The organism is Pseudomonas sp. MF6396, from assembly GCF_002018915.1.
GTDB classification, from domain to species: Bacteria; Pseudomonadota; Gammaproteobacteria; order Pseudomonadales; family Pseudomonadaceae; genus Aquipseudomonas; species Aquipseudomonas palmensis.
In genome coordinates this window covers 103,600-126,962 of record NZ_MVOK01000003.1, presented here as the reverse complement: position 1 = coordinate 126,962, position 23,363 = coordinate 103,600, and the positions used below count along the sequence as shown (strand labels likewise).

Here is a 23,363-nt window from a genome sequence, read left to right as displayed (position 1 = left end):
ACAATGAAAAAAGCCGACCTGGGCAGGTCGGCTCGCAGAACCTCGGCCGATTACTTGATCAGGCTGAGGAACTCGCTGCGGGTGGCAGCATTGTCGCGGAAGGCGCCGAGCATCACCGAGGTGATCATCGACGAATTCTGTTTTTCCACACCGCGCATCATCATGCACATGTGCTTGGCTTCGATCACCACGGCCACGCCCAGCGCGCCGGTCACCTGCTGAACCGCCTCGGCGATCTCGCGGCTGAGGTTTTCCTGGATCTGCAGGCGGCGAGCGTACATGTCGACGATGCGCGCCACCTTGGACAGGCCCAGCACCTTGCCGCTCGGGATATAGGCGACATGCGCCTTGCCAATGAACGGCAGCATGTGGTGTTCGCACAGCGAGTACAGCTCGATGTCCTTGACCAGGACCATTTCACTGTTGTCGGAGCTGAACAAGGCGCCGTTGGTCACCTCTTCCAGGGTTTGGTCGTAGCCGCGGCAAAGGTACTTCATGGCCTTCGCAGCCCGCTTGGGCGTATCGAGCAGGCCCTCGCGGGAAACATCCTCGCCGAGTTGGCCGAGAATCGCGGTGTAGTGCTGTTCCAGGGACATGGATCTACCTGTGGGATTTATCGCAAAAGCGAAGGGTACGGCGGCTGTGACGGCGCTGCAAGCGCGGCGTTACTCGTCACGCCCTTCAAGCATGGTCCGCTTGAGCATGACATACACCGCGCCGGTGCCGCCGTGACGCGCCTGGCACGAGGTAAAACCCAGTACCTGGGCATGCTGGCGCAGCCAGGTGTTGACGTGGCTCTTGATCATCGGACGCTTGCCATCGAGCCGCACCGCCTTGCCGTGGGTGACTCGCACGCAGCGCACCTCGAAGCGCGTGGCCTCTGCCAGGAATGCCCAGAGGGTCTCGCGGGCTTTCTCCACGGTCATGCCGTGCAGGTCCAGGCTGCCTTCGAAACCGATCTGGCCAAGCTTGAGCTTGCGCATCTGGCTTTCCTGCACGCCATCGCGGCTCCAGTGCAGGTCGTCTTCCGGGCCCACGTCGATGACGAACTGATCGGACAGGCCGTCGATCACCGTCTGGTCGCTGCGCACGGTCGCGGCCTGGCGCAGGCTGGCCAGCTGCTTGCGGTCGGCCTTGGGTTTGCCGGTGTCGGCGCGATCATGCCGGATCGGCTTGACGCCGTGCATCTGGCTCTTGAACAGGGAAAAATCGTCGTCTTGCATGTAAGCCTCCGCCTGGGCGGCGCAGTTTACGCGACTCCCCACAGGGTTGCAGTCAATCGTGTTTCTTCATCAGGTGCGGCGACAGGTTCAGCCCCCTGGCACGGCGCAGGCGCAGCCGGCTGCGGCGCCAGGACCAGACGCCCAGGTACAGCGACAGCAAGCCCAGGCCCAGCACCACGGCAGCGCCGGGGCGGTTGTGGTTGAGCTCGCCCAGCGCCTCGGCATGGCCCAGCAGGCCAGCGACGCCGGCCATGGTCAGGAGCACGCCGAGTATCGCCAGCAGTGCCGAGAACGCCGTGGCCAGGCGTGCGCCCCAATTGCGTTGTTCGCGGGGACGCAGGCGCCTGGCGTCGAAACTGGATAACTTCATTCCGACTTTCCTCAAAGGGTATCCGGGGTTGGACCCGAACGCCCCAGAGTGGTTCCACTTGCCTGTCGGGTGGTCAGATCAGGCTGTTGACGGGTGCGACACAAGCAAAGTTGTCGGCCATGATCGCCATTTCGCTCTGCTGGATCTGTGCGGCCGGGATCACGCCGTCCTTGAACGGCAGGTCGCGGGTGGCGCAGCCGTCTTCGACCAGGGTGCAGCGATAGCCGTAGTCCTTGGCGCGGCGCACGGTGGTGCTGACGCTGGAGTGGCTCATGAAGCCGCACACGATCAGGTCCAGGTGGCCGTACTTCTGCAGCGTCTCGTGCAGGGTGGTGTTCTTGAAGGCGTTGGGCATGCGTTTTTCGATGACGACTTCATCGCCCTGCGGCTCCAGGCCCGGAATCCACTCGCCGCGCGAGCCCTGTGGGTCGAACAGGCCACCCACGGTGCCCAGGTGGCGCACATGCACCACGGGCCGGCCGGCCTTGCGTGCAGCCTCGAGCAGTTTGCCGATGTTGGCCACCGCTTCGTCCATGCCCGACAGCGCCAGGGGCCCGCTCAGGTACTCCTTTTGCGCATCGATAATCACCAGGCTGGCGTTGCTCAGCTTGGCCGGCGGATAACCGCGACCGCTGAGGTGGAACATCGTCGTTGGAACGGACATCAGGGGCTCCTTTGGATAGGGCTTTTCACCTATTGTCCCCTGCTTGGCGACTTATGTGAATGGCTTAGCGTGCATGCGGCGTGGATAGCGGCCTGCAGGCATGAGCACAATTGCGGCCAGAGGCGTATTGGCGGGCCCATTTGTGTTCCAGGCTGTTAGAATTGCCGGTCGTCTTTAAAGGAGTCTGCCCGTGATCACTTCCCGCCTGCGCACCCTGCGCGACCACATCCGTTGGGCTGTCAGCCGTTTTCATGAGCAGGGGCTGTTTTTCGGGCATGGCGCCGACAACGCCTGGGACGAGGCACGCCTGCTGGTGCTGGGTTCGGTGCATCTGCCATGGGAAGTGGCCGACGCCTATCTCGATTGCCGTCTTGAAGACGACGAGCTGGTCAAGCTGCAGCGCCTGCTCAAGCGACGTATCGAAGAACGCGTGCCGACCGCGTACCTGCTTGGCGAGGCGTGGTTCTGTGGCATGTCGTTCATCGTCGACGAGCGCGTGCTGATCCCGCGCTCCCCCGTCGGCGAACTGATCGAAAAACGCTTCGAGCCATGGCTGGCTGCCGAACCCGCGCGCATTCTCGACCTGTGTACCGGTTCCGGCTGCATCGGCATCGTCAGCGCCGACGTGTTCCCCGAGGCCGAGGTGGTGCTGGCCGACCTGTCGTTCGAGGCGTTGGAAGTGGCCAACCAGAACATCGAGCGCCATGGTCTTGAGGAACGTGTGTTCACCGTGCAGGGCGATGGGTTCGAGGGGTTGCCGGGGCAGCGTTTCGACCTGATCCTGTCGAATCCGCCGTATGTCGATGCCGAGGATTTCGCCGACATGCCCCAGGAGTACCACCACGAGCCGGAGCTGGGCCTGGCCTGCGGCAATGACGGGCTGGACCTGGTACGGCGCATGCTGGCCGAGGCGGCGGATCACCTGACCGAGAAGGGCCTGCTGATCGTCGAGGTCGGCAACAGCCAGGTGCATGTCGAGCAGTTGTACCCGGAGGTGGATTTCGCCTGGCTGGAGTTCGAACGTGGCGGGCACGGGGTGTTCATGCTCACGGCCGAACAATGCCGGCAGCATCAGGCGCTGTTTGCTTCGCGGGTGTAAGGGATACAGATTTCAAGCCTGTCGCGGGTCAAGCCCGCCCCAACAGGGCCGCATTGCCGTGTTGGGGCGGGCTTGACCCGCAACGCTTTCAGCGGTTGGTGGCAATCCAGATCAGCAGCCCGGCCTGGAACACCGCAAAGGCCACCAGGCAGGTGATGGTGAAGCGCAACCCGCTGTCTTCGCGGCGGTACTTGTTGACCCGCTCATCGCGCTCGCGCAGTTGTGCTTCCTTCTCCTGCAGGTTCTGCTCGGCCTGCTGCAGCATGCCCGCAGCATCCAGGATGTCTACCTTCTGTACCTTGTCGGTATTCCAGCCACCCTTGAGCTGACCTGCCTGGACTTCCACGCAGCGCCCCTTCAGGTGCTGCGCATCGGCGTACTCGACCTCCAGGCCATGACTGCGCAGCACCTGGTCGCGGCGCAGGCGTGTGTCTTCGTTGAGTGCGTCCTTGTTGGCCAGGGCCATGCCCTCGACCCGGTAGTGCGACCACTTGCGCTGTACCCAGTGCACCGCCTGCGACAACAGGAAGCGCCCCAGGCCACGGCTGACCGGCTCGATCTGCAAGCCACTGTCGGGGCCGATCTTGATCTGGTGCAACTCGTGGTCCACCCAGATATCCAGGCGATTCTGCTCCTTGCGCACCTTCTGCCCAGGCAGGCGCACTTCCATGCGCAGCAGGCTGTGGGTCTTGTTGTGCCGTTCGGCATAACCGTACTGCACGAAGCGCAGCGGCCGCGCGCCAGTGTTGCGGTCGGTGGGCTGCGGGGACAGGCGCAGCATCTGGAAATGCTCGGGCACAACGTCCGCCCAGGGCAGCGGGGCCGCTTCCGGGGCTGGCGATTCGTCGGTCGCGTCTGGGGCGTCCTGGGGGGTGGCTTCAGTCATCACGGCGGTCCTTTTGTGCACAGCAGGCGGGTCGCAAGGGCGACGCCTGCACCGGCTTATCGGCCGCTTTGCGCAAGACTGGAGACACAATTTGCGCCAATTCGCTTCATGCCGCCGGCAATCGACGAATGAACTCGACGATCCGCTCGCCCAGGGCACTGGCCAGGGGCAGCTCGGGGTTGTTGTAGCTGTCGCGCTGCTGGCTCATGGCACGCGGGCTGATGCGCAGCATGTGGTTCATGCCGTCGATCAGTGCCAGTTCGGCGTCGGGCTTGGCAGCGTGCAGTCTCTCGGCATCCTTGACCTCGACCTGGACGTCGTTGCGCCCCTGCACGATCAACGCCGGCAAGTGGAGGCGGGCGAAGGCGGCGGCCGGGTCCTGGCGAAACAGCGAGATCAGGTACGGCTGCACGCTGGGGCGAAACACGTCGCGCAGGTGCAGCGGTACCTGGGTGCTGGGCTGGCCGGCCTTGAGCTGCTCGATCAGGCGTACGGCCTGGGCCCGCTCGGTCGCCGGCAGGCGTTCACCCAGTTGCTCGCGCAGTACCTGATCGACCGGGCGCCCGCTGCCTGCCACTGAAATTACCGCGCTGGCGCCGGCCTGTTCGGCCGCGAGGCTGGCGATCAGTGCGCCCTCGCTGTGACCCAGCACGATCAGCGGGCCGAAGCGCGGGTCGGCCTTGAGCAGATGGCCCCAGGCAACGGCATCGGCCACATAGCGCTCGACGCTGAGGTTGCGTTCGTCGGGGGTTGCCGCGCGGCTGGCGGCCACCCCGCGCTTGTCGTAGCGCACGCTGGCAATGCGGTTGTTGGCCAGCAGCAGGGCCAGGCGCTTGAGGTTGTCGATACGTCCGCCGGCGGGATTGTTGCCGTCACGGTCGGTGGGGCCGGAGCCGGCGATGATCAGCACCACCGGTGGCGGCGTGTCGCTGCGCGGCAACAGCAGGCTGCCCTGCAGGGTGCCGTCGTCGGTCACCAGGCTGATCGGTCGTTGCAGTACCGTGGGGGCCGCGGCCTGGGCCAGGCCGGTAAACAGGAGGAACAACAGGGCGAACGTGCGCAGCATCATCAGGCCATTAGCGAGGAGGTGGCGTTTTGACTCGTCCGGCGGCATTAGGTTCGCGCCCGGAGGTGATCTAAGGGTATACCCTGCGTATACTGGTTGGCCTTGTTACCATCCAGTTAAAAATCAGGCTGAACGCGGAGCGCCCTGCATGTCCGGCAATACCTACGGCAAGCTGTTCACTGTCACCACCGCTGGCGAAAGCCATGGTCCGGCGCTGGTCGCCATTGTCGATGGCTGCCCTCCGGGCCTGGAGCTTTCGCTGGCCGATCTTCAGCACGACCTGGACCGGCGCAAGCCCGGTACCAGCCGGCACACCACTCAGCGCCAGGAGCCCGACGAGGTCGAGATTCTCTCTGGCGTGTTCGAGGGCCGTACCACCGGCTGCGCCATCGGCCTGCTGATTCGCAACACCGACCAGAAGTCCAAGGACTACTCGGCGATCAAGGACCTGTTCCGCCCGGCCCACGCCGACTACACCTATCACCACAAGTACGGCGAGCGCGACTACCGTGGCGGCGGCCGCAGCTCGGCCCGCGAAACCGCGATGCGCGTGGCTGCCGGTGCCATCGCGAAGAAGTACCTGGCCACCCAGGGCATCCGCATCCGCGGCTACATGAGCCAACTGGGCCCTATCGAAATCCCGTTCAAGACCTGGGAGTCGGTGGAGCACAACGCCTTCTTCAGCCCCGACCCGGACAAGGTGCCGGAGCTGGAGGCCTACATGGACCAGCTGCGCCGTGACCAGGACTCGGTGGGTGCCAAGATCACCGTGGTCGCCGAAGGCGTGATGCCCGGCCTGGGCGAGCCGATCTTCGACCGCCTCGACGCCGAGCTGGCCCATGCGCTGATGAGCATCAACGCGGTCAAGGGCGTGGAGATCGGTGCCGGCTTCGACAGCGTGGCCCAGCGCGGCACCGAACACCGTGACGAACTCACCCCCGAAGGGTTCCTCAGCAACAATGCCGGCGGCATCCTGGGGGGCATCTCCTCGGGGCAGCCGATCATTGCGCACCTGGCACTCAAGCCAACCTCCAGCATCACCACCCCGGGCCGTTCCATCGATGTGGATGGCAACCCGGTGGAGGTCATCACCAAGGGCCGTCACGACCCCTGCGTCGGCATCCGTGCCACCCCTATCGCCGAGGCGATGATGGCCATCGTGCTGATGGATCACCTGCTGCGCCACCGCGGCCAGAACGCCGATGTGCGGGTAGCCACCCCGGTGCTGGGCCAGCTGTAGTGCACCTGCCCGACGTCGACGCCACGGCCCGCTGAGCCGTGGCGCCGATTCCCTACTGGCGGCTGTCCAGCTTCTACCTGTTCTATTTCGCCTTGCTGGGTTCGACAGCGCCGTTTCTGGCGCTGTATTTCGATCACCTGGGGTTTTCCAGCGCGCGCATCGGCGAGTTGGTGGCCATCCCCATGCTGATGCGCTGCGTGGCACCGAACCTGTGGGGCTGGTTGGGCGATCGCAGCGGCCAGCGCCTGCTGATCGTGCGTCTGGGGGCCTTGTGCACCCTGGCCAGCTTTTCGTTGATCTTCGTGGCCAAGAGCTACGCCTGGCTGGCGCTGGTAATGGCCCTGCACGCGTTCTTCTGGCATGCGGTACTGCCGCAGTTCGAGGTCATCACCCTGGCCCACCTGCAAGGTCAGACTGCGCGCTACAGCCAGGTGCGGCTGTGGGGGTCGATCGGTTTCATCCTCACCGTGGTGGCCCTGGGGCGATTGTTCGAATGGTTGAGCCTGGACATCTACCCGGTGGCGCTGGTGGCGATCATGGCCGGCATCGTGCTGGCCAGCCTGTGGGTGCCCAATGCCCAGCCGCCAGGCCAGCACGAGCGCAGCGATGGTGGCGGCTTTCTCAGGCAACTGGCCAGCCCTGGCGTGGCCGCGTTCTACGTGTGCGTGGCATTGATGCAGTTGAGTCACGGCCCGTATTACACCTTTCTCACCCTGCACCTGGAGCGCCTGGGCTATGCCCGCGGCACCATCGGCATGGTGTGGGCGCTGGGGGTGGTGGCCGAGGTGCTGATGTTCCTGGCCATGAGCTGGATCCTGGCGCGGTTCTCGTTGCGTCGGGTGCTGTTGGCGAGCCTCTTACTGGCGGCCTTACGCTGGTGGCTGCTGGGGACCTTTGCCGAGTATCCGGGCGTGCTGCTGTTCGCCCAGTTGCTGCACGCCGCCACGTTCGGCAGTTTTCACGCGGCCGCCATCGCCTTCGTGCAGCGCAGCTTCGGCGCTCGCCAGCAGGGCCAGGGGCAGGCGCTGTATGCGGCCCTGGCGGGTACCGGCGGTGCGCTGGGTGCCCTGTATTCGGGCTACAGCTGGAACGCCCTGGGCGCCACCATCACCTTTAGTATTGCCAGCGTCGCGGCGCTGGTCGCAGCCGTTATCATTGCGTTTCGAATGAAAGAGGAAAGGCCCCATGAGCAGCCTGAGCGTGTTTCACCAGTCCACCCCGGACATTCCCAACAAGGTGCTGACCCACCTTGAAGACATCGCCGCGACACTGGCCGAGCAGGGGATAAGGTTCGAGCGCTGGACGGCGCAGTCGCCTGTGCAGGCCGATACTGGCCAGGCCGGTGTGCTGGCCGCCTACCAGGTGCAGATCGACCGGCTGCAACACGAAGGCGGTTACCGCGCCGTCGACGTGATCAGCGCCAGTGGCGATCCGATGAGCGAACTGCTGGACGAGCATGTGTATTCGGATGACCTGGTGCGTTTCTTCGCAGCCGGGCGCAGCCTGGTCAGCGTGCGGGCAGGGGAGTACGTGCATGCGGTGGTGTGCGAGAAGGGGGATCTGATCGTGGTGCCGGCGGGGTTGCGGGTATGGATCGATGGCGGGGACAACCCGCACTTCGTGGCGGTGCGACTGTTCAATCAGCCTGAAGGGGTGGTGGCGCAGTTCACGGGGGAGAAGCTGGCCGAGCGCTACGCGCGATTGGACGATTGATCACGCCGAGGCCACTGGCTTGCAAGCCAGCGCTCACAGGAACCAAGGTGATCCTGTGGGCACTGGCTTGCCAGCAAAGGCCGCTACGCGATTCAGCGATAGGTCGGTAGTGCGAACCGCTGTTGGCTTTGCAGCATCGAGATCACCGGCAGCTCGCTGGCCTGCTCGGCCAGGTCGCGGCGGATCGCGCTGATCGCCCACGACAGTTGCTCGGCACTGTGCAGCTGGCCATACGAAATCGAGCGCTTGACCTGTTTGCCGTCGGCGGCGCGCAACGTCAGCAGTACACCGCCATCAGGGCGAGCCTGGGTGGTGACGTCGTAGGCGGAAAATACCGAGGCGAATTTTTGCTGGATGAGGTCCATATCAGCTCCTGACTGTTGTGTGGCAGACATGAAGTGATAGGTGCAGCGACCGTGCCAGTTTTCCTTGATTGAAAAAAGCTTATAAAACAATGACTTAAAGTTGTCGTGCGCAATGGGTGCCGTGCATTCTGCATGGTCGTGCAATTTGCACAGTGCATTTTGCAGTGCCCTGCGGCCAATAGATTCGCTCTGTCGTCCTCATGGGATCTGCGAGGTTGACCCAAAGCCTTCCCTGGCAAAGACTTGGGATCTACCGCAGCCAGGAGGTTCCCGATGACCGACCACCCAACCCCCACCCCGATGAACGACGATGAAGCCGCAGCCTTTGCCGAAGAAGTGTTCGATCGGGCGCGCAAGGGGGACGCCGACATGCTTGGCCGTCTGCTGGAGAAAGGCCTGCCGGTCAACCTTCGCAATGGTAACGGCGACACGCTGCTGATGCTTGCCAGCTACCACGGCCACCTTGAGGCGGTAAGGGTGCTGCTTGAGCACGGCGCAGACCCGCAGATTGCCAATGACAAGGGCCAGTTGCCGATTGCCGGTGCCGCTTTCAAGGGCAACCAGGCGATGATCGAGCTGCTGGTGGAGAAGGGCGCGCTGATCGATGGAGCGTCTGCCGATGGCCGTACCGCGCTGATGCTGGCCGCGATGTTCAACCGCACCTCCATCGTCACCTACCTGCTCGGCAAGGGCGCGAACCCCAATCACCGCGACGCGCAGGGCGCCACCGCACTGGTTGCCGCGCAAACCATGGGCGCACCCGACACCGTCGCCCAGTTGCAGGCGCTGGCCGGCTAACTGCCAGGGGGCTTTTGCGGCTATCCTTGGCGACTTTTTTCGCCTCGCAGGGCCCCCGCATGAAAAACCAACTGGTCGAACTCATCGGCAAAATCAGCTCCGGCTGCCTTCCGGACGCCGAAAGCGAGCGCATCGCCGACGAAGCGGCGCAGGCCTATGCCGACCCGCAGGCGTTCCTGGCGGCCAACCCCGACATCAACTACGACGACACCTTCCCGATCCCGCTGGGGGAGTGGGTGGTGATCGGCAGCCTGCCCGATACCGTGCTGTTCCAGGCCGACACCTACAGTGACCTGTTCCAGCAGATCACCGACTCGTTCGGCAAGGACGTTGCCTTCAACATCAAGCCCAAGCAACTGGTCAAGGTTGAGCCGCTCACGGCACTCAACCGCATCCAGGTGCAGATGGGCAGCATGAATAAGGAAAACGGCGGCTACACCCTGGTCAACCTCAGCCAGTTGCTGGACGACGAATTGCAGATGGTGCTGGTGTACGGCAACGACGTGCCGCGGGTGCTGGAGCTGTGCGCCGAGGTCGCCATCGCCGCGGCGCCTGCCCTGGAGGCGCTGCGGGTCGCGGTACACGTCTAGCCCAGCGCGGTATCCAGGAACATCATCACCGCGAAGCCGCCCATCAGTCCCAGGGTGGCCGAGGTCTGGTGGCCATTGCGGTGGGTTTCGGGGATCACCTCGTGGGATACCACGAAAATCATCGCCCCGGCCGCCAGGCCCATGCTCACCGGGTAGGCGATGGCGAAACCGGTGGAAATGCCCAGGCCGATCACTGCCCCGATCGGCTCCATCAGCCCCGAGCCGACCGCTACCAGCGCAGCCTTGAGGTTGGACAGGCCGGTGGCGCGCAACGCCAGTGCCACGGCCAGGCCTTCGGGAATGTCCTGGATGGCGATGGCGGTGGTCAGCGGCAGGCCCACGTTGAGGTCGCCGTTGGCAAAGCCCACGCCGATGGCCATGCCCTCGGGCAGGTTGTGCAGGGTGATCGCCAGCACGAACAGCCACACCCGGTTGATGCGTTCCGACTGTGGGCCGCAGGGGCCGGTGCTTTCGTGCTCATGGGGCGTGAAGCGGTCCAGGCCCAGCATCAGCAGCACCCCCAGACCCATGCCGACCACCACGGTCAAGGCCGCGAAAGGCCCGTTGCCGGTGATTTCACGCGCAGCCTCCAGGCCCGGCAGAATCAGCGAAAACGAACTGGCGGCGAGCATCATGCCGGCGGCGAAGCCGAGCATCACATCCTGCGAGCGGGCGCTGACGTCGCGCAGCACCACCGCCAGTACCGCGCCCAGCGCCGTGGCGCCAAACCCTGCCAGGCCGCCGAGCAGGGCCATGTGCAGGTTGTCCTTGTTGTCGCCATGCACCGCGTTCCAGGCACTGGCGACCAGCAGGCCGAGCACGGCGAGCAGGCTCAGGGCCAGGCCGGCACTGAGCCATGGGGTGGCCTGAACCTGGTGCAGCCAGGCGCTGCGCAGGGAGGTCGGGTTGGCGTTGGCGGAGCTTTGGGCGGGTGGCATGGAGGCCTCTGTGGTACGGAGTCGATCAATCGAGTGTAATCACTGCGCGGCGTGTGCGACGAGCGGTTCGCCGCTATGGGGCCGATAGCCAGCTACGCTGAAGGCAGGTTCAATCATGGGAGTATCACCATGGGGTCGACGTTCAACGGGTTGGTGGGGCTGGTCATTCTGGCGCTGGATATCTGGGCGATCATCAACGTGATCAAGAGCGGCGCCAGTGGCGGGGCCAAGGTGCTGTGGATCCTGCTGATCCTGCTGCTGCCGGTGCTGGGCCTTATCATCTGGGCGATTGCCGGGCCACGGGGCAACGTTAGGCTGTAGCGCCAGTCCAGGCTCGGGCGTGGGCCTCCCGGCGATGCGGCGGCTCAGATCAACCAGGCGCCCTCAAGCTGCAACAACTGCTGCTTGCGCTCCAGGCCACCTGAAAACCCGGTCAGGCTGCCGTCGCTGCCAATCACCCGGTGGCACGGCACGATCACCGCCACCGGGTTGGCGCCGTTGGCCGTGCCTACCGCGCGTATCGCCTTCGGCCGCCCGACGCGCTGCGCCAGTTGTGCATAGCTGGTGGTGGTGCCATACGGAATCTGCTGCAGCGCCCACCACACTGCACGTTGGAATTCGGTACCCCGTGGTGCCAGGGGTAGCTCGAAACGCTGGCGCCGGCCTTCGAAATACTCATCGAGCTGTCGCGCTACCGTATCCAGCTGCGCGCCCGCCGGCTGCCAGCTTTCGGCCAGTTGCCAGGGGTGGGCGCTGTCCATGTGCAGCAGGTGCAGACCTTGTTCATCACCGGCCAGCAGCAACTGGCCGATAGGGCTGGGGTGGTAGCGAAAGTACATGGTGAGTGGCTCCGGGCATGTCTGGCCCACACGATACCCGAACACTGAGCTATTGTTCGAGGCGCGGTTTTCAACATAATTTTCACATTCGATTGCTGACAATCCGCGCGCGAATTTCCGTTCGTCCAAGGGCCACGCAATGTCCCGGCCCTCATAAAAATCTGAACCCTAGGGATCTTCCTGTCCATGGCTAACACGGATGCCTTGAGTCATCAGCGAGCCGCTTCGCGCCCGTTGCTGCAACCAACGCTCAAATCACACCTCGCCTATACCTTGCTGTGCGGCCTGGTGATCATGCTGATGCTGAGCCTCGTGCGCCTGGCGCTGCTGCTCTACAACAGCGACATGATCGGTGACACCCCGCTCTCGACCGTCGCTGAAGGCTTTTTCAACGGCCTGCGCTTCGACCTGCGCGTGGTGGTGTACCTGAGCATTCCGCTGCTGCTGGCGATCCTCAGCGCTCGCGCCATGGCCGCCCGTGGCCTGTTTCGCGTATGGCTGACCCTGGCTTCCAGCGTGGTGATGTTCCTCGGCCTGATGGAGATGGACTTCTACCGCGAGTTTCACCAGCGCCTCAACGGCCTGGTGTTCCAGTATGTGAAGGAAGACCCCAAGACCGTTCTGAGCATGCTCTGGTACGGTTTTCCGGTGGTGCGCTACCTGCTGGCCTGGGCCTTTGGCACCTGGGTGCTGAGCCTGCTGTTCAAGGGCATCGACCGTCTTACCCGCCCGCGCGGCGAGTACTCCAGCAACGTCGCCGGCCTGCGCAGCGTGGCGCCCTGGTACCTGCGTGGCGCGGTATTCGTGGTGATCCTGCTGGTGGCCGTGATCGCCGCCCGTGGCACCTTGCGCCAGGGCCCGCCGATGCGTTGGGGTGACGCGTTCACTACCGACTCCAATTTCGTCAACCAGTTGGGCCTTAACGGCACCCTGACCCTGATCGACGCCGCCCACAGCCGTTTTGGCGAAGACCGCGGCAACATCTGGAAGGCTACCCTCGACCAGAGCCAGGCCCAGCAGACCGTGCGCGACATGATCCTGACCGAGCACGACCAGCTGGTGGATGCCGACAGTGCGGCGATCCGCCGTGACTTCACCCCGCCTGCGGCCAACAGCCTGCCGATCAAGAACGTCGTGGTAATCCTGATGGAGAGCTTCGCCGGCCACTCGGTGGGCGCGCTGGGCAGTACCACCAACATCACCCCGTACTTCGACAAGCTGGCCAAGGAAGGTCTGCTGTTCGACCGTTTCTTCTCCAACGGCACCCATACCCACCAGGGCATGTTCGCCACCATGGCCTGCTTCCCGAACCTGCCAGGCTTCGAATACCTGATGCAGACGCCGGAAGGCGGCCACAAGCTGTCCGGCCTGCCGGCGCTGCTCAGCGCCCGCGACTATGACGACGTGTACGTCTACAACGGCGACTTCGCCTGGGACAACCAGTCCGGGTTCTTCGGCAACCAGGGCATGACCACCTTCATCGGCCGCAATGACTTCGTCAACCCGGTGTTCTCCGACCCGACGTGGGGGGTGTCCGACCAGGACATGTTCGACCGCGGCGCACAGGAGCTTGCGCACAACTATGGCAAGAAGCCGTTCTATGCCCTGCTGCAGACCCTGTCCAACCACACTCCGTATGCGTTGCCCAAGGACCTGCCGGTGCAGCCGGTGACCGACCAGGGCCGCCTGAACGAGCACCTGACCGCCATGCGCTACTCGGACTGGGCGCTGGGCCAGTTCTTCGAGAAGGCGCGCAAGGAGCCGTACTTCAAGGAAACCCTGTTCGTGATCGTCGGCGACCACGGCTTCGGCAATGCCCAGCAGGTCACCGAACTGGACCTGGGCCGCTTCAACGTGCCGCTGCTGCTGATTGCGCCGGGCATCCAGGAAAAGTTCGGTGCGGTCAGCCACACCGTGGGCACCCAGGTCGACATCGTGCCGACCATCATGGGCCGACTGGGGGGCGAAACCCGTCATCAGTGCTGGGGGCGTGACCTGCTCAACCTGCCGGCCGGTGATGAAGGCATCGGCATGATCAAGCCATCGGGCAGTGAGCAGATCGTCGGCCTGGTGCAGGGCGATCGCATTCTGATCCAGTCCAAGGACATGTCGCCGCGCATGTACCGTTACCAGCTTGGGGCCAACTTCAAGGCCGAGGTGATCGAAAGCCCGGACCAGGCACAATTGAGCCGCAAGCTGGAGTCCTACATCCAGACCGCGACCAAGAGCCTGCTGGACAACACTGCCGGCGTGACTCACAGCACGCCGCAATGACGCACGGGCTGTTGCACTGACCAGGACCCCGGCTTGCCGGGGTCTTGGCTTTTCGGGCTGTGGGTGCTCAAATCACGCGCCTCAGCAAGAGGGGCCGACAGCGGTCCCGCAAAAAGGATGTTTGCGTGCGTGTGTTCGTGTTGCTGGTTTGCCTGTGCCATTCGATCCAGGCGGTGGCTGATGCCGTATCGCCTGCGCCCCAGATGGCTCAGGAATGTGTAGGGCGCTCGCGCATTGTGGTACCGGCCAGCCTGGAGTGGCAAATGAGCGGTCTTCGCCTGGGCGAGCCGTTCGCCCGCTTCATGCCTGGTGGCGATACGTGGCAGGCCGACTATGGCGCGCCGGTGTTCTCCGGGGAATCGCACCTGGTCACCATCGATGTGAGCCCGCTCACTACCCGTGAGCTGTACGACCGCCTCAAGGATCGTCTGGTCCTGAGCCGGGCCAATGCGCAGGGCGAGTACATCATGGCCGAGCAGACACGCATCGGGAACCTGATGACCCCGTACCTAAAGGCCCAGAAGCCGAGCGAGTACTACGCCTTGAACGAACGGTACAAGGCACTAGCGCGCACCTTCGAGCGCATCGACAAGATCCCCGGTGAGCGGGCGTCGCTCGAGGCGATGATCGCCGACTTCGCGGGCAAGGGCTGGCCAGTGGACACGCTGCAGGCGCGGCTTGAGCGGCTCAACCGTGAAGACGCGGGGTACCCCGTCTCCGATCGCTTCAAGTGGCAAGTCCTGCCGGACTTTGCCCTGGAGGATGGCTATGCGGTGTACAACGAGCATGGGTTGACCGTGGTGCTGTGGCGCCAGTCGCGCGTCTACAAGCTCAACTTCGGTTACATCGAACGTGGAGTGAGCAACGAGCAGGTGCTGCAGCGGCTGGACCCGCATGTGCGCCGTGTGCTCGCCGCCTTGCGTCCCCGCGCCGCCTTCGAAGTGCCTCGGCAACCGGGTATATGCCTGCCGTTCGGCTTTCTGGCCGATGACGGCACAGCCCCCTATGTGGTGCGCGCCGCGTGGTTCGGGCGGCACCAGGAGGCGGTCCGCTACGACCTTCAGGTGGCCAGCCAGTCGCTGCGCGAGCAGTTCGAGGCCCGGCGGGCCGCCGACCTGTCGCTCGATCGCGCTGATTTCCCCGTACTTGAGCAACTGCCGGAACGCCAGTTCCGGCTGGGGCAGATGACCATCCTGCAAACCACCACGCTGACCAAGTGGTACCTCGAACACGAAACGGATCGCCGCGAAACATTCCAGCTGCGCGCAGCGCACCTGGGCGCCACGCCCGTTCCTTCGATGATCCTGCAAGTGGACCAGTTGCACAGCCGCGACGGCCTGAGCCTGAAGCTGTTGGAGACAGAAGCCGTCGAGATACTGGGGCAGGTGCAGGCCCTGCCGAACGCACCGCAAGTGGCACAGAAAAGGAAACGTACATGAAGTCGTTACACATGAGCTGGATGTGGCTGGCGTTGCTGGCAGCGCCCCTGTCGGCGCTGGGTGAGCCGGATTACCAGACGCCGCCGGGTTGGCGTACCGAGTGCATGGGGCGGGTGCAGTTCGATGTGCCCAAGGAGATTGCCTGGCACCTTGCCGGGGGCTACTGGCAAAAGCCGGACTTCGACCCCGTGCGCCCAACCATCGCCCCGGGTGGCCAGCAGATCATGTATGGCGAGGGCGTGACACCCGAGCAGACCTACCTGGTGAAGATCGAAGTCAGCCCCGTGACGGATCGCAATGTCTTCGATCGCCTGCAGCTTATCCACGGGCCTAATCGCGGTTCGGCGCAAACACGCGTGGTACGTGCGCAGATCGACGCGCTGCAAGCCCAGATCGATGCAAAAAAGGCTGACGACGAAGACTATTCCGCGTTGCTTGAACAGCATCGCGCCCTGGACGACACCATTACGCGAATCAACTGGGTGAGCACCGAGTTGTTCGTACTCAACGACATGATCCGCGAGTTCTCGGCCACGGGGCGCCCCACCGTCAAACTGGAGGCTGAACGCGCAGCTTATCTCGAGGAACAGGCCAAGTGGCCGACCGACGCATTGTTCGAGCAAGAGCGCTTTCTGGACCTGGGGATTGCAGATACGTTCGCCGACTGGGTGCCGGGTGAGATGACGGCCCATCTCTGGCGTAACCAGCGCATCTATCGCTTTGTATTTCATGCAGGGTCGGACGCTGCCGGCGTACCGGTCTCACTGGAACGTGTCGAGCCCAGGGCACGTGCCTTGCTGGCGGCCTTTCGAACCCGCGAGCAATACGAAATCCCGCAGCAGCGCGGCTTTTGCCTGCCGTTCGGGTTCATTGCCGACGATGGCGCCCCGCATCATTCGATAACGCTGGGCCTCAACCCCGTGGGCAACCCGAACCTGCTGCACCGCCTGAGCATGGGGCGCGAGATCAGGAAAGACGCCGATTTCATGCCGAAGCTGTTGGAGCAGGTGATTTCCAGGCGGTTTCCGACGCTCGTCCAGACCGACATCTTCGGCCCGCTGCGCGTGCTTGTCGGCGCCCTCGACGGCAACCTTCGCGGTGCGCGCTACAAGGCCTATGATGCGTACCACAAGCCGGTGGATTACGAAACGTTCACGCTCGACGGCGACGCTCCGCCCACTGGATACCAGCCTGGCGTGGGGCTGACAGTGCTCGATGATCATTCCCAGCCGCAGCTTGCGTTCGAGCGCACCCGCGTCGATATGCTGCAGACCCTGAAAAGCATCCGGGCGCTGCCGGGCGGCCATCGTTTTGCGCCGCAGGCCGACTGAACAACCGCCCAGGCGCGGGGTCAACGGAAGGTAAGGCTGATTCACCCTGAGTCGCGTTACTGAGGAGAATCCAATGAAAGCGTGGGTAATTACCTTTGTTGACCAGAAAGGCGAAAGGACCTCGCTGTCGTTTGACGCCGAGCAGCAGCCCAGTATCGAAGAGGCGGCTCGGGTGATTCGCGCCCACCTCTATCCTGTCGTGGACAAGGCGGACCTCAATGATTTCGAGGGCCGCGTGTCGATGCCCACTGCCGAATGGCTGAAGCAGGACAGCGGCGTGGAGATCAAGGAAATCAAAGAACAGCCCTGAGCGCTCGCGCTACTGGCATACCCTTATGATTGGCGCTAGTCTGCAGCCAGGGTCACGGGTTATTTACCCAGCCGGCCCTTTTCCCTTAAACCATCGCTGCATCCGCTACATCCGCTCGAGTTGCCCACCCACGTTTGGCAGGGTGGGTCAGTGCGTAATGCACTGAAAGTCTATCCATCGCGACGAGGAGGACGATTCATGAGCAGCCCGTATGAGGACATCAGCAGCACGGTTCTACGCCGCATGAAAGAAGGCGGTTTCGATTTTGCCCAGATCCATCCCATCGAGTTCTATGCGGTGTTCCCGGACGAGGAGCGGGCGCGCAGGGCCGCAGGCAAGTTTCGTGGTGAATCGATCAACACCCAGGTACGCGAAAGCGACGAGGGGTGGCAGCTGGAGTTGAGCAAACTGATGTTCGCCACCTATGGCGGCATCGGCGAGTTCGAGCATGACTTCGAGCTGGCAGTTTCCCCTTTGGGCGGCCAGATACAGGGCTGGGGCGTCAAGCAGGAGCGACTGCTGGCCTGAGCCTGTGTATCCGCGGGGCGGCCATGCCGCCCCCATCCATTTTCAGGGTACTTCCACCCCGGACCGCTTGCGGCTGGCCATGTGCGCCAGATACCCCAGCAACTGGTCCAGTTCTGCGTCGCTGATCACCGTTTCGGCAAAGCCGGGCATGCGCGCCTGTGGCCACTGGCGCAGGCTTTGCGGGTTGCGGATGTATCGGCGCAAGAACGCCGGCTGGAAGTACTCGGTGGGATTGAAGGGCATGTTCAGGTCGGGCCCGAACTGCGCATCGCCGGCACCGTTGAGTCGGTGGCAGGCCAGGCAGTTTTTCTGAAACACGGCAAAGCCCAGGTTGACCGGGTCGTTCTCACGCAGTTGCGGGTCTGGCAGCAGTGCCGGGAAGCGCGATGCCACAGGGGCCAGGCGGCGCATGGTGGCAAGCTGGAAAGGCCATTGTTCGGGGCTGATCCGGCCTGCCTGCGGTTGGGTCCACACCAGGTAGAAGGGCCCGGCGCTGCCTTTGCCCTTGCTCAGGGCTGGCCATGGGTGGGCGGGGTCCTCTATGGCCAGCCAGGCGCGTGCCGGGCCGTTGCCGAGCAACGGGGCAGCGGGCAGTTCGGCGGCAAAGCCATCCAGCGCCACGGCCTGCAGATGATCGCCGGGGGCTACGCCCTCCAGCAGCGCCACCATGGGCACGGCGCGGTAGTGCATGGTCTTCTTGTAGGAAACGTCACCGTCGATGCGGATATCCCGCGCCTGCGGGTGAGCCAGCAGTTGAGCGGTGCTCCACTGGCGCTCGGCGCCGCCCAGGTTCAGGGTCAGCTGTGCGGCGTGCAGGGGCAGGCTCAACAGCAGGATCAGGGCAAGGCAATGACGCATCGGGTGCTCTCCAACCATTCAGGCCGGCAGGATACACCAGCGTTGCGATGATGCCTGGTTACAGAACGGGTGGGCTTCAGCCGAACAGTCGTGTGAGGTTGGGCACGATCAGCAGCAGCGTCGTGGCGAAGAGGATGAGGCCGGCTTGACGTACTTTGGAGTGCTTGAACATGGCGGTCTGCCTTTTTGTTGTTATTCCTGAATGCCGTGTGGCGTCCTTGGCCAGGGTCCGTGATAACCCGCGAGCGCTGTCGAAATGTCCGCGTTGCCCCCGCATCGGACCTGCTTTGCTTCGATATACAACTAACCTTAGGGTCAACGTCACCCGTGTTTTAGAACGCTTTCGTATTAAATGGTGGGTTCTAAGGCACTACGGCTATGAGGCCAAGGGCCATCCGGCGACCATCCCTTCAGCTAGACACGTGCGTGCGCTCCGGGGCATGGCCTGCACAGTGTGACCGTTCGTCCGAGTGAACACTTGCCTCCGAGCGCCATTCGCGGCAGGCTCTAGCGACACTTTGTGCCTCATGTCGTTCGGGACTAAATCTATGTCGTTACGCATCTGCATCCTGGAAACCGATGTCCTGCGACCCGAGCTGGTCGATCAGTATCAGGGCTACGGACGGATGTTCGAGCACCTGTTCACCCATCAGCCGATTGCCGCCGAATTTCGCGTGTACAACGTGATGAACGGTGAATACCCCGACGACGACGAGGTGTTCGACGCCTACCTGGTGACCGGCAGCAAGGCCGACTCGTTTGGCGACGACCCGTGGATCGCCAGGCTCAAGACCTTTCTGCTGGACCGCTACAAGCGCGGCGACAAGCTGCTGGGCGTATGCTTCGGCCACCAGTTGCTGGCCCTGTTGCTGGGCGGGCGCAGCGAGCGCGCGCACCAGGGCTGGGGGGTGGGAACCCACCGCTACGTGATGGCGGCCAAGGCGCCGTGGATGAGCCCGCAGGTGGAGGAACTGACCCTGCTGATCAGCCACCAGGACCAGGTTACCCAGTTGCCCGAAAACGCCACGGTGATCGCCTCCAGCGACTTCTGCCCCTATGCCGCCTATCACATTGGCGACCAGGTGCTGTGCTTCCAGGGCCACCCCGAGTTCATCCACGACTATTCCCGTGCCTTGCTCGAGCTGCGCCAGCAGCACCTGGGCCCGGAGGTCTACAGCAAGGGCGTGGCCAGCCTCGACCAGCAGCACCAGGGCACCACGGTGGCCGAGTGGATGATGCGCTTTGTCGCGCACAAGCCACAGGGCAGCGCGGCCTGAGGCCTACAGCCAGCCGGAGCGCTTGAAGCTGGCGAACAGTGCCGTGCAGCCCAGGGCGATGACCCCCAGCACGGTGAAGTAGCCGTAGTGCCAGCTCAGCTCCGGCATGTTCTGAAAGTTCATCCCGTAGATACCCGCCACGGCGGTGGGGAAGGCCAGGATCGCCGCCCAGGCGGCGAACTTGCGCTGGGTGATGCTCTGGCGTGACGACTCCAGCAGCATGCCGATCTCGATGGTCTGGCTGGCGATGTCGCGGATGCTCGACAGGTCTTCCATCTGCCGCGTCACGTGGATCTGCACGTCGCGAAAATACGGGCGCATGTTCTTGTCGATGAAGGGGAAGGCCAGGCGCTGCAGCTCTTCGCTGATCTCGACCATCGGTGCCACATAGCGGCGCAGGCGCAGGATGTCGCGACGCAGGCCGTGCAGGCGGCGGATATCGTCTTCCTGCAGCGAACTGCTGAGTACGTTGTTTTCCAGCTCTTCGATCTCGCTGTGAATCGCCTCGCTCACCGGCTGGTAGTTTTCAGTGACGAAGTCGAGCAGTGCATACAGCACGAAGTCTTCGCCGTGCTCGAGCAGCAGCGGCCGGGCCTCGCAGCGCTGGCGTACCAGGGCATAGGATTTGGAGTGGCCGTTGCGGCAGGTGATGATGTAGCCGTTGCCGGCAAAGATATGCGTTTCGATGAACTCCAGCCTGCCGTCCTGGCGTACCGGCGAATAGGTCACGATGAACAAGGCATCGCCGAAGGTTTCAAGCTTCGGCCGGCTGTGCTTTTCCAGCGCATCCTCGATTGCCAGTTCATGCAGGTTGAACTGGCGCTGCAGATTGGCCAGTTCCTGCGCGGAGGGCTCTTCCAGCCCGATCCACACGAAGTGCCCCGGTTTGCTGGCCCACTCGGCGCCCTCGTCGAGGCTGATGTTGGTGACTTTTCTACCGGCGCTGTAGACCGCTGCCGCTACGACTCGACCCATGGTTGTGCCTTTCCCCCGTTGTCATGCCCCTAGCTTGGTATGACTACGACAAATCGGCAACTGCGCGGCTGGCCTGCAGTTCTTTTTCCATCAGGTCGATGCAGCGTTGCATCTGTTCGCGGCACTGCTCGGCCAGGGCGGGAACATCCTGGTGGGTCATGCCGGTGGTGGAGATCGGCGCCAGCGAGCGGATGATCACCTTCTGCTTGCGCCAGCCGTTGAGGTTCAGGCGCCTGGCGTAGCGGCTCACGCACACCGGCACGATGGGCACGCCGGCTTCGATGGCCATGTGGAACGCGCCCTTCTTGAAGGCCAGCAACCGATCGCCGGCGTTGCGCGTGCCCTCTGGGAATACCCAGATCGAGGTGTCCTGTTCCTGCAGGGTGCGGGTGGTGGTCTGCATGGCGCGTCGGGCCTGGTAGGCGTTGCTGCGATCGACCAGCACATTGCCGCCCAGCCAGAACAGTTGGCCGAACAGGGGGATCCATTTGAGGCTCTTCTTGCCGATGCACACCGTGCGCGGCGGCACCACGTGACCGAGCACGAACAGGTCATGGTTGGATTGGTGGTTGGCTACGATCACGCAGCCCGGGGGCTGGTCGAACAGCGGGCCGACTTCGGCCTGTACCTGCAGGCGCATCAGCCAGGTGGCGGGCCAGCCATACAGGCGCGCGAACACGCGGCTGTTGTCGGGGTTGAAAGGCCGACACAGGCCGATGAGCACACCCAGTATGCCTACCAGAACAAAATGCAGGCCCAGGAGGGGCATGCGGATCAGAAACAGCATTGTGGTTAACCCCGGACAAAACGCGGCGCAGTGTACGGTTGTGCACAGCCCGGGGCAAACTTAAAGCTTCGCCGGCAAGGCCGGCTCCTGCAACGGTTGCGTCCCCTGCAGGAGCTGGCCTTGCCGGCGAATGACGCGACCCGCTATCAGACCGGGTGTTCCTGGTCGCGAATGATCGCGTCGTCCAGCAGGTCCAGCAGCGCCTTGCGCACCTTAAGCTTGGTCTTCTTGTGCGCGTTCATGTTGATGGTCTTGAGTTGCTGCGCCGCTGCCAGGGCGGTTGCGTGCAACTGCTCCACCGGCACCACCTTGTCGAGGAAGCCGGCATCCACGGCACTGGCCGGGTCGAACATCTCGGCATTGATGACCGAGCGGTGGAAGGCCGAGCGACGCAGGCGATCACGCGCCAGCTCGATGCCGGCGTGGTGCATGGTCATGCCGATCTGCACTTCATTCAGGCCGATGCGGAACGGGCCTTCGACGCCGATGCGGTAGTCGGCCGACAGAAGCAGGAATGCACCCTTGGCCACGGCGTGGCCAGGGCAGGCGACGATCACCGGGAACGGATGCGACAGCAGGCGCCGGGAGAGCGTCGAGCCGGCGGTCACCAGCGCGATGGAGGCCTGTGGCCCAGAGGTCATCACCTTGAGGTCGTAGCCACCGGAGAGGATGCCCGGCTGGCCGGTGAGGATGACGACGGCGCGATCCTGCACGGCACGGTCCAGTGCATCGTTGAAGGCTGCGATCACGTCCGGTGAAATGGCGTTGACCTTGCCGTTGTTCAGGGTCAGCGTCGCGATGCCGTCTTCCAGTTGGTAGGTAACCAGCTCACTCATGACAGAGTTCCTTTAGGTGGAGTGGGGCTGACGTTACCCAGCTGCCGCGGTCAGGTAAAGCACCAAGGCTGACCGATGAGTCAGGCGCAGCACGCCGGCCCCGGCACCACGGGCTTCGTGCATGGACCACAGCCGAACCACGCCAGAGATTGGCAGCTTTGCCACTGCTGGCTTAAGCGCATGAATATTCTGAAAAAAACCTTTGCCATTCAAAGTGCTTTCGACTACATTAGCGCGCCTCGACAGGCTGAACAGCTTGGCGAGAACCGGTGAAGTGTCCGAGTGGCTGAAGGAGCACGCCTGGAAAGTGTGTATACAGGAAACTGTATCAAGGGTTCGAATCCCTTCTTCACCGCCATATTCAGATACGCGAAGAGCCCCCGAACTTGAAAGAGTCCGGGGGCTTTTTGTTGGGCCATTGAAAAGGAAGTTTCAGATGCTTGCAGAGTGCTTTTCCGAACAGCAGATTCTTGCCGCCGAGCAATTGATTGCTCTTGTCAGCCCCACGCCCGAAATGGCCGCCGAGCATCTTCAGGCGTTTCGCGAGCTGGAGCTGGACGAGGATGACATCGAAGAGTTCGAGGATGATCCCAAGCAACTGATGTGGATGGTCAAGGACATCGCCGACTGGGAGTCGGTGTTCTACGTCGACTGGAAGGACACCGAGTCGTTCGTGCAAAGCGTCCAGCAACTGGCAGAAGCACGTGACGCCCAGGTGACCTTTGGCGTGGATGACCCGGAAGATGAAGACTTCCTGGAAAACCACAGCGTGTCGCAACTGATGGTGCTGGTCCATGCCGAGCTTCAGAAGCAGGGCCTGGTGCTGTGGAACTGGTCGACGCTGGAGGACTGCTACAGCGGCTTCATCACCACCCCGGCCGCGGCGGCCGACCTGAGCGAAATCGCCGGGATACTGGAAGTGCAGTTCCGCGAGGGTAGCGAGCCGTTCTGATCGGC

27 protein-coding genes, 1 tRNA gene and 1 pseudogene are annotated in these 23,363 nt (G+C 63.5%); 16 read left to right on the top strand and 13 right to left on the bottom strand.

What is annotated here, in order from left to right; all coding sequences use genetic code 11:
- Positions 1–50 precede the first annotated feature (50 nt).
- The 4 genes from folE to MF6396_RS03930 all read right to left on the bottom strand — a co-directional run bounded on the left by folE (position 51) and on the right by MF6396_RS03930 (position 2,257).
- Entirely contained in the window at positions 51–596 is a 546-nt protein-coding gene (folE, locus tag MF6396_RS03945) for a GTP cyclohydrolase I FolE (RefSeq protein ID WP_054915843.1), read from the bottom strand.
- Positions 597–665: 69 nt separating this feature from the next.
- Positions 666–1,223, bottom strand: coding sequence for a Smr/MutS family protein (locus MF6396_RS03940; RefSeq protein WP_043862702.1), 558 nt, complete (start codon positions 1,221–1,223; stop codon positions 666–668).
- 52 nt (positions 1,224–1,275) lie between these two features.
- On the bottom strand, positions 1,276–1,593 hold the full coding sequence (locus tag MF6396_RS03935; RefSeq protein WP_078479754.1) for a hypothetical protein: 318 nt from the start codon (positions 1,591–1,593) through the stop codon (positions 1,276–1,278).
- A 73-nt stretch (positions 1,594–1,666) separates the two neighbouring features.
- Complete coding sequence (locus MF6396_RS03930) at positions 1,667–2,257, bottom strand: cysteine hydrolase family protein (RefSeq protein ID WP_054915842.1); 591 nt, start codon at positions 2,255–2,257, stop codon at positions 1,667–1,669.
- A 190-nt stretch (positions 2,258–2,447) separates the two neighbouring features.
- On the opposite strand from MF6396_RS03930, the gene prmB reads away from it, so the two are divergent.
- Positions 2,448–3,356 (top strand): 50S ribosomal protein L3 N(5)-glutamine methyltransferase, encoded by a 909-nt coding sequence (gene prmB / locus MF6396_RS03925; protein ID WP_078479753.1) that lies wholly within the window; start codon positions 2,448–2,450, stop codon positions 3,354–3,356.
- An 88-nt stretch (positions 3,357–3,444) separates the two neighbouring features.
- Here the strand turns inward: prmB and MF6396_RS03920 are convergent, their stop codons facing one another.
- Together MF6396_RS03920 and MF6396_RS03915 are read right to left on the bottom strand one after the other, a co-directional pair.
- Positions 3,445–4,242 (bottom strand): hypothetical protein, encoded by a 798-nt coding sequence (locus MF6396_RS03920; protein ID WP_054915840.1) that lies wholly within the window; start codon positions 4,240–4,242, stop codon positions 3,445–3,447.
- Between the two features lie 106 nt (positions 4,243–4,348).
- On the bottom strand, positions 4,349–5,311 hold the full coding sequence (locus MF6396_RS03915; protein WP_078479752.1) for an alpha/beta hydrolase: 963 nt from the start codon (positions 5,309–5,311) through the stop codon (positions 4,349–4,351).
- Between the two features lie 145 nt (positions 5,312–5,456).
- Between MF6396_RS03915 and aroC the strand changes: the two genes are divergently transcribed.
- The 3 genes and pseudogenes from aroC (at position 5,457) to MF6396_RS03900 (ending at position 8,261) form a co-directional block, all read left to right on the top strand.
- Positions 5,457–6,548, top strand: a complete 1,092-nt coding sequence (gene aroC, locus MF6396_RS03910) for a chorismate synthase (protein WP_043862708.1) — start codon at positions 5,457–5,459, stop codon at positions 6,546–6,548.
- A 38-nt stretch (positions 6,549–6,586) separates the two neighbouring features.
- Positions 6,587–7,729, top strand: a pseudogene (locus MF6396_RS03905) (MFS transporter); the annotation flags it as partial.
- Between the two features lie 4 nt (positions 7,730–7,733).
- On the top strand, positions 7,734–8,261 hold the full coding sequence (locus MF6396_RS03900; RefSeq protein WP_078479751.1) for an acireductone dioxygenase: 528 nt from the start codon (positions 7,734–7,736) through the stop codon (positions 8,259–8,261).
- A gap of 92 nt (positions 8,262–8,353) precedes the next feature.
- Here MF6396_RS03900 and MF6396_RS03895 read toward each other — a convergent pair whose 3' ends face one another.
- Positions 8,354–8,626: a DUF3509 domain-containing protein gene (locus MF6396_RS03895; RefSeq protein WP_043862711.1), complete on the bottom strand. Its 273-nt coding sequence runs from the start codon at positions 8,624–8,626 to the stop codon at positions 8,354–8,356.
- Positions 8,627–8,899: 273 nt separating this feature from the next.
- Here MF6396_RS03895 and MF6396_RS03890 point away from each other — a divergent pair, with 273 nt between their 5' ends.
- Together MF6396_RS03890 and MF6396_RS03885 are read left to right on the top strand one after the other, a co-directional pair.
- On the top strand, positions 8,900–9,424 hold the full coding sequence (locus MF6396_RS03890) for an ankyrin repeat domain-containing protein (RefSeq protein WP_054915837.1): 525 nt from the start codon (positions 8,900–8,902) through the stop codon (positions 9,422–9,424).
- A 59-nt stretch (positions 9,425–9,483) separates the two neighbouring features.
- Complete coding sequence (locus tag MF6396_RS03885) at positions 9,484–10,014, top strand: hypothetical protein (protein ID WP_078479750.1); 531 nt, start codon at positions 9,484–9,486, stop codon at positions 10,012–10,014.
- On the opposite strand, the gene MF6396_RS03880 is transcribed toward MF6396_RS03885, so the two are convergent.
- Positions 10,011–10,952 carry a ZIP family metal transporter gene (locus MF6396_RS03880; protein WP_043862714.1) on the bottom strand — a complete coding sequence of 314 codons (942 nt, stop codon included), beginning with the start codon at positions 10,950–10,952 and terminating at the stop codon, positions 10,011–10,013. The two genes, MF6396_RS03885 and MF6396_RS03880, sit on opposite strands and share 4 nt — an antisense overlap.
- Positions 10,953–11,081: 129 nt before the next feature.
- Between MF6396_RS03880 and MF6396_RS03875 the strand changes: the two genes are divergently transcribed.
- Positions 11,082–11,273 (top strand): PLDc N-terminal domain-containing protein, encoded by a 192-nt coding sequence (locus tag MF6396_RS03875; RefSeq protein ID WP_043862715.1) that lies wholly within the window; start codon positions 11,082–11,084, stop codon positions 11,271–11,273.
- 44 nt (positions 11,274–11,317) lie between these two features.
- Here the strand turns inward: MF6396_RS03875 and MF6396_RS03870 are convergent, their stop codons facing one another.
- On the bottom strand, positions 11,318–11,791 hold the full coding sequence (locus MF6396_RS03870; protein ID WP_054915836.1) for a methylated-DNA--[protein]-cysteine S-methyltransferase: 474 nt from the start codon (positions 11,789–11,791) through the stop codon (positions 11,318–11,320).
- Positions 11,792–11,977: 186 nt separating this feature from the next.
- On the opposite strand from MF6396_RS03870, the gene MF6396_RS03865 reads away from it, so the two are divergent.
- From MF6396_RS03865 to MF6396_RS03845, 5 genes are all read left to right on the top strand, one after another.
- Entirely contained in the window at positions 11,978–14,065 is a 2,088-nt protein-coding gene (locus MF6396_RS03865; RefSeq protein WP_078479749.1) for an LTA synthase family protein, read from the top strand.
- A gap of 263 nt (positions 14,066–14,328) precedes the next feature.
- The gene (locus MF6396_RS03860; RefSeq protein ID WP_152644119.1) at positions 14,329–15,504 is read left to right on the top strand and encodes a hypothetical protein; all 1,176 of its coding nucleotides are present in this window, start codon (positions 14,329–14,331) and stop codon (positions 15,502–15,504) included.
- Positions 15,501–16,835: a hypothetical protein gene (locus MF6396_RS03855; RefSeq protein WP_078479748.1), complete on the top strand. Its 1,335-nt coding sequence runs from the start codon at positions 15,501–15,503 to the stop codon at positions 16,833–16,835. The genes MF6396_RS03860 and MF6396_RS03855 overlap by 4 nt, the downstream gene beginning before the upstream one ends.
- A 73-nt stretch (positions 16,836–16,908) precedes the next feature.
- Positions 16,909–17,145 carry a hypothetical protein gene (locus MF6396_RS03850; RefSeq protein ID WP_043862719.1) on the top strand — a complete coding sequence of 79 codons (237 nt, stop codon included), beginning with the start codon at positions 16,909–16,911 and terminating at the stop codon, positions 17,143–17,145.
- 198 nt (positions 17,146–17,343) lie between these two features.
- The gene (locus MF6396_RS03845; protein WP_043862720.1) at positions 17,344–17,673 is read left to right on the top strand and encodes a ribonuclease E inhibitor RraB; all 330 of its coding nucleotides are present in this window, start codon (positions 17,344–17,346) and stop codon (positions 17,671–17,673) included.
- Between the two features lie 42 nt (positions 17,674–17,715).
- On the opposite strand, the gene MF6396_RS03840 is transcribed toward MF6396_RS03845, so the two are convergent.
- Complete coding sequence (locus MF6396_RS03840) at positions 17,716–18,531, bottom strand: c-type cytochrome (protein WP_078479747.1); 816 nt, start codon at positions 18,529–18,531, stop codon at positions 17,716–17,718.
- Between the two features lie 548 nt (positions 18,532–19,079).
- Here MF6396_RS03840 and MF6396_RS03835 point away from each other — a divergent pair.
- Positions 19,080–19,808 (top strand): amidotransferase, encoded by a 729-nt coding sequence (locus tag MF6396_RS03835; protein WP_043862722.1) that lies wholly within the window; start codon positions 19,080–19,082, stop codon positions 19,806–19,808.
- 3 nt (positions 19,809–19,811) lie between these two features.
- On the opposite strand, the gene MF6396_RS03830 is transcribed toward MF6396_RS03835, so the two are convergent.
- The 3 genes from MF6396_RS03830 to MF6396_RS03820 all read right to left on the bottom strand — a co-directional run bounded on the left by MF6396_RS03830 (position 19,812) and on the right by MF6396_RS03820 (position 22,406).
- Positions 19,812–20,783, bottom strand: coding sequence for a magnesium and cobalt transport protein CorA (locus MF6396_RS03830; RefSeq protein ID WP_043862723.1), 972 nt, complete (start codon positions 20,781–20,783; stop codon positions 19,812–19,814).
- Positions 20,784–20,826: 43 nt separating this feature from the next.
- Positions 20,827–21,570, bottom strand: a complete 744-nt coding sequence (locus MF6396_RS03825; RefSeq protein ID WP_043862724.1) for a lysophospholipid acyltransferase family protein — start codon at positions 21,568–21,570, stop codon at positions 20,827–20,829.
- Between the two features lie 146 nt (positions 21,571–21,716).
- A complete protein-coding gene (locus tag MF6396_RS03820; RefSeq protein WP_043862725.1) occupies positions 21,717–22,406 on the bottom strand; it encodes a crotonase/enoyl-CoA hydratase family protein in 690 nt (229 codons plus the stop codon).
- 75 nt (positions 22,407–22,481) lie between these two features.
- Here MF6396_RS03820 and MF6396_RS28385 point away from each other — a divergent pair, with 75 nt between their 5' ends.
- From MF6396_RS28385 to MF6396_RS03810, 3 genes are all read left to right on the top strand, one after another.
- Positions 22,482–22,679, top strand: coding sequence for a hypothetical protein (locus tag MF6396_RS28385; protein ID WP_143516616.1), 198 nt, complete (start codon positions 22,482–22,484; stop codon positions 22,677–22,679).
- Positions 22,675–22,764 (top strand) — tRNA-Ser (locus MF6396_RS03815). The genes MF6396_RS28385 and MF6396_RS03815 overlap by 5 nt, the downstream gene beginning before the upstream one ends.
- A 78-nt stretch (positions 22,765–22,842) precedes the next feature.
- A complete protein-coding gene (locus MF6396_RS03810) occupies positions 22,843–23,358 on the top strand; it encodes a DUF6630 family protein (protein WP_078479746.1) in 516 nt (171 codons plus the stop codon).
- Positions 23,359–23,363 lie beyond the last annotated feature (5 nt).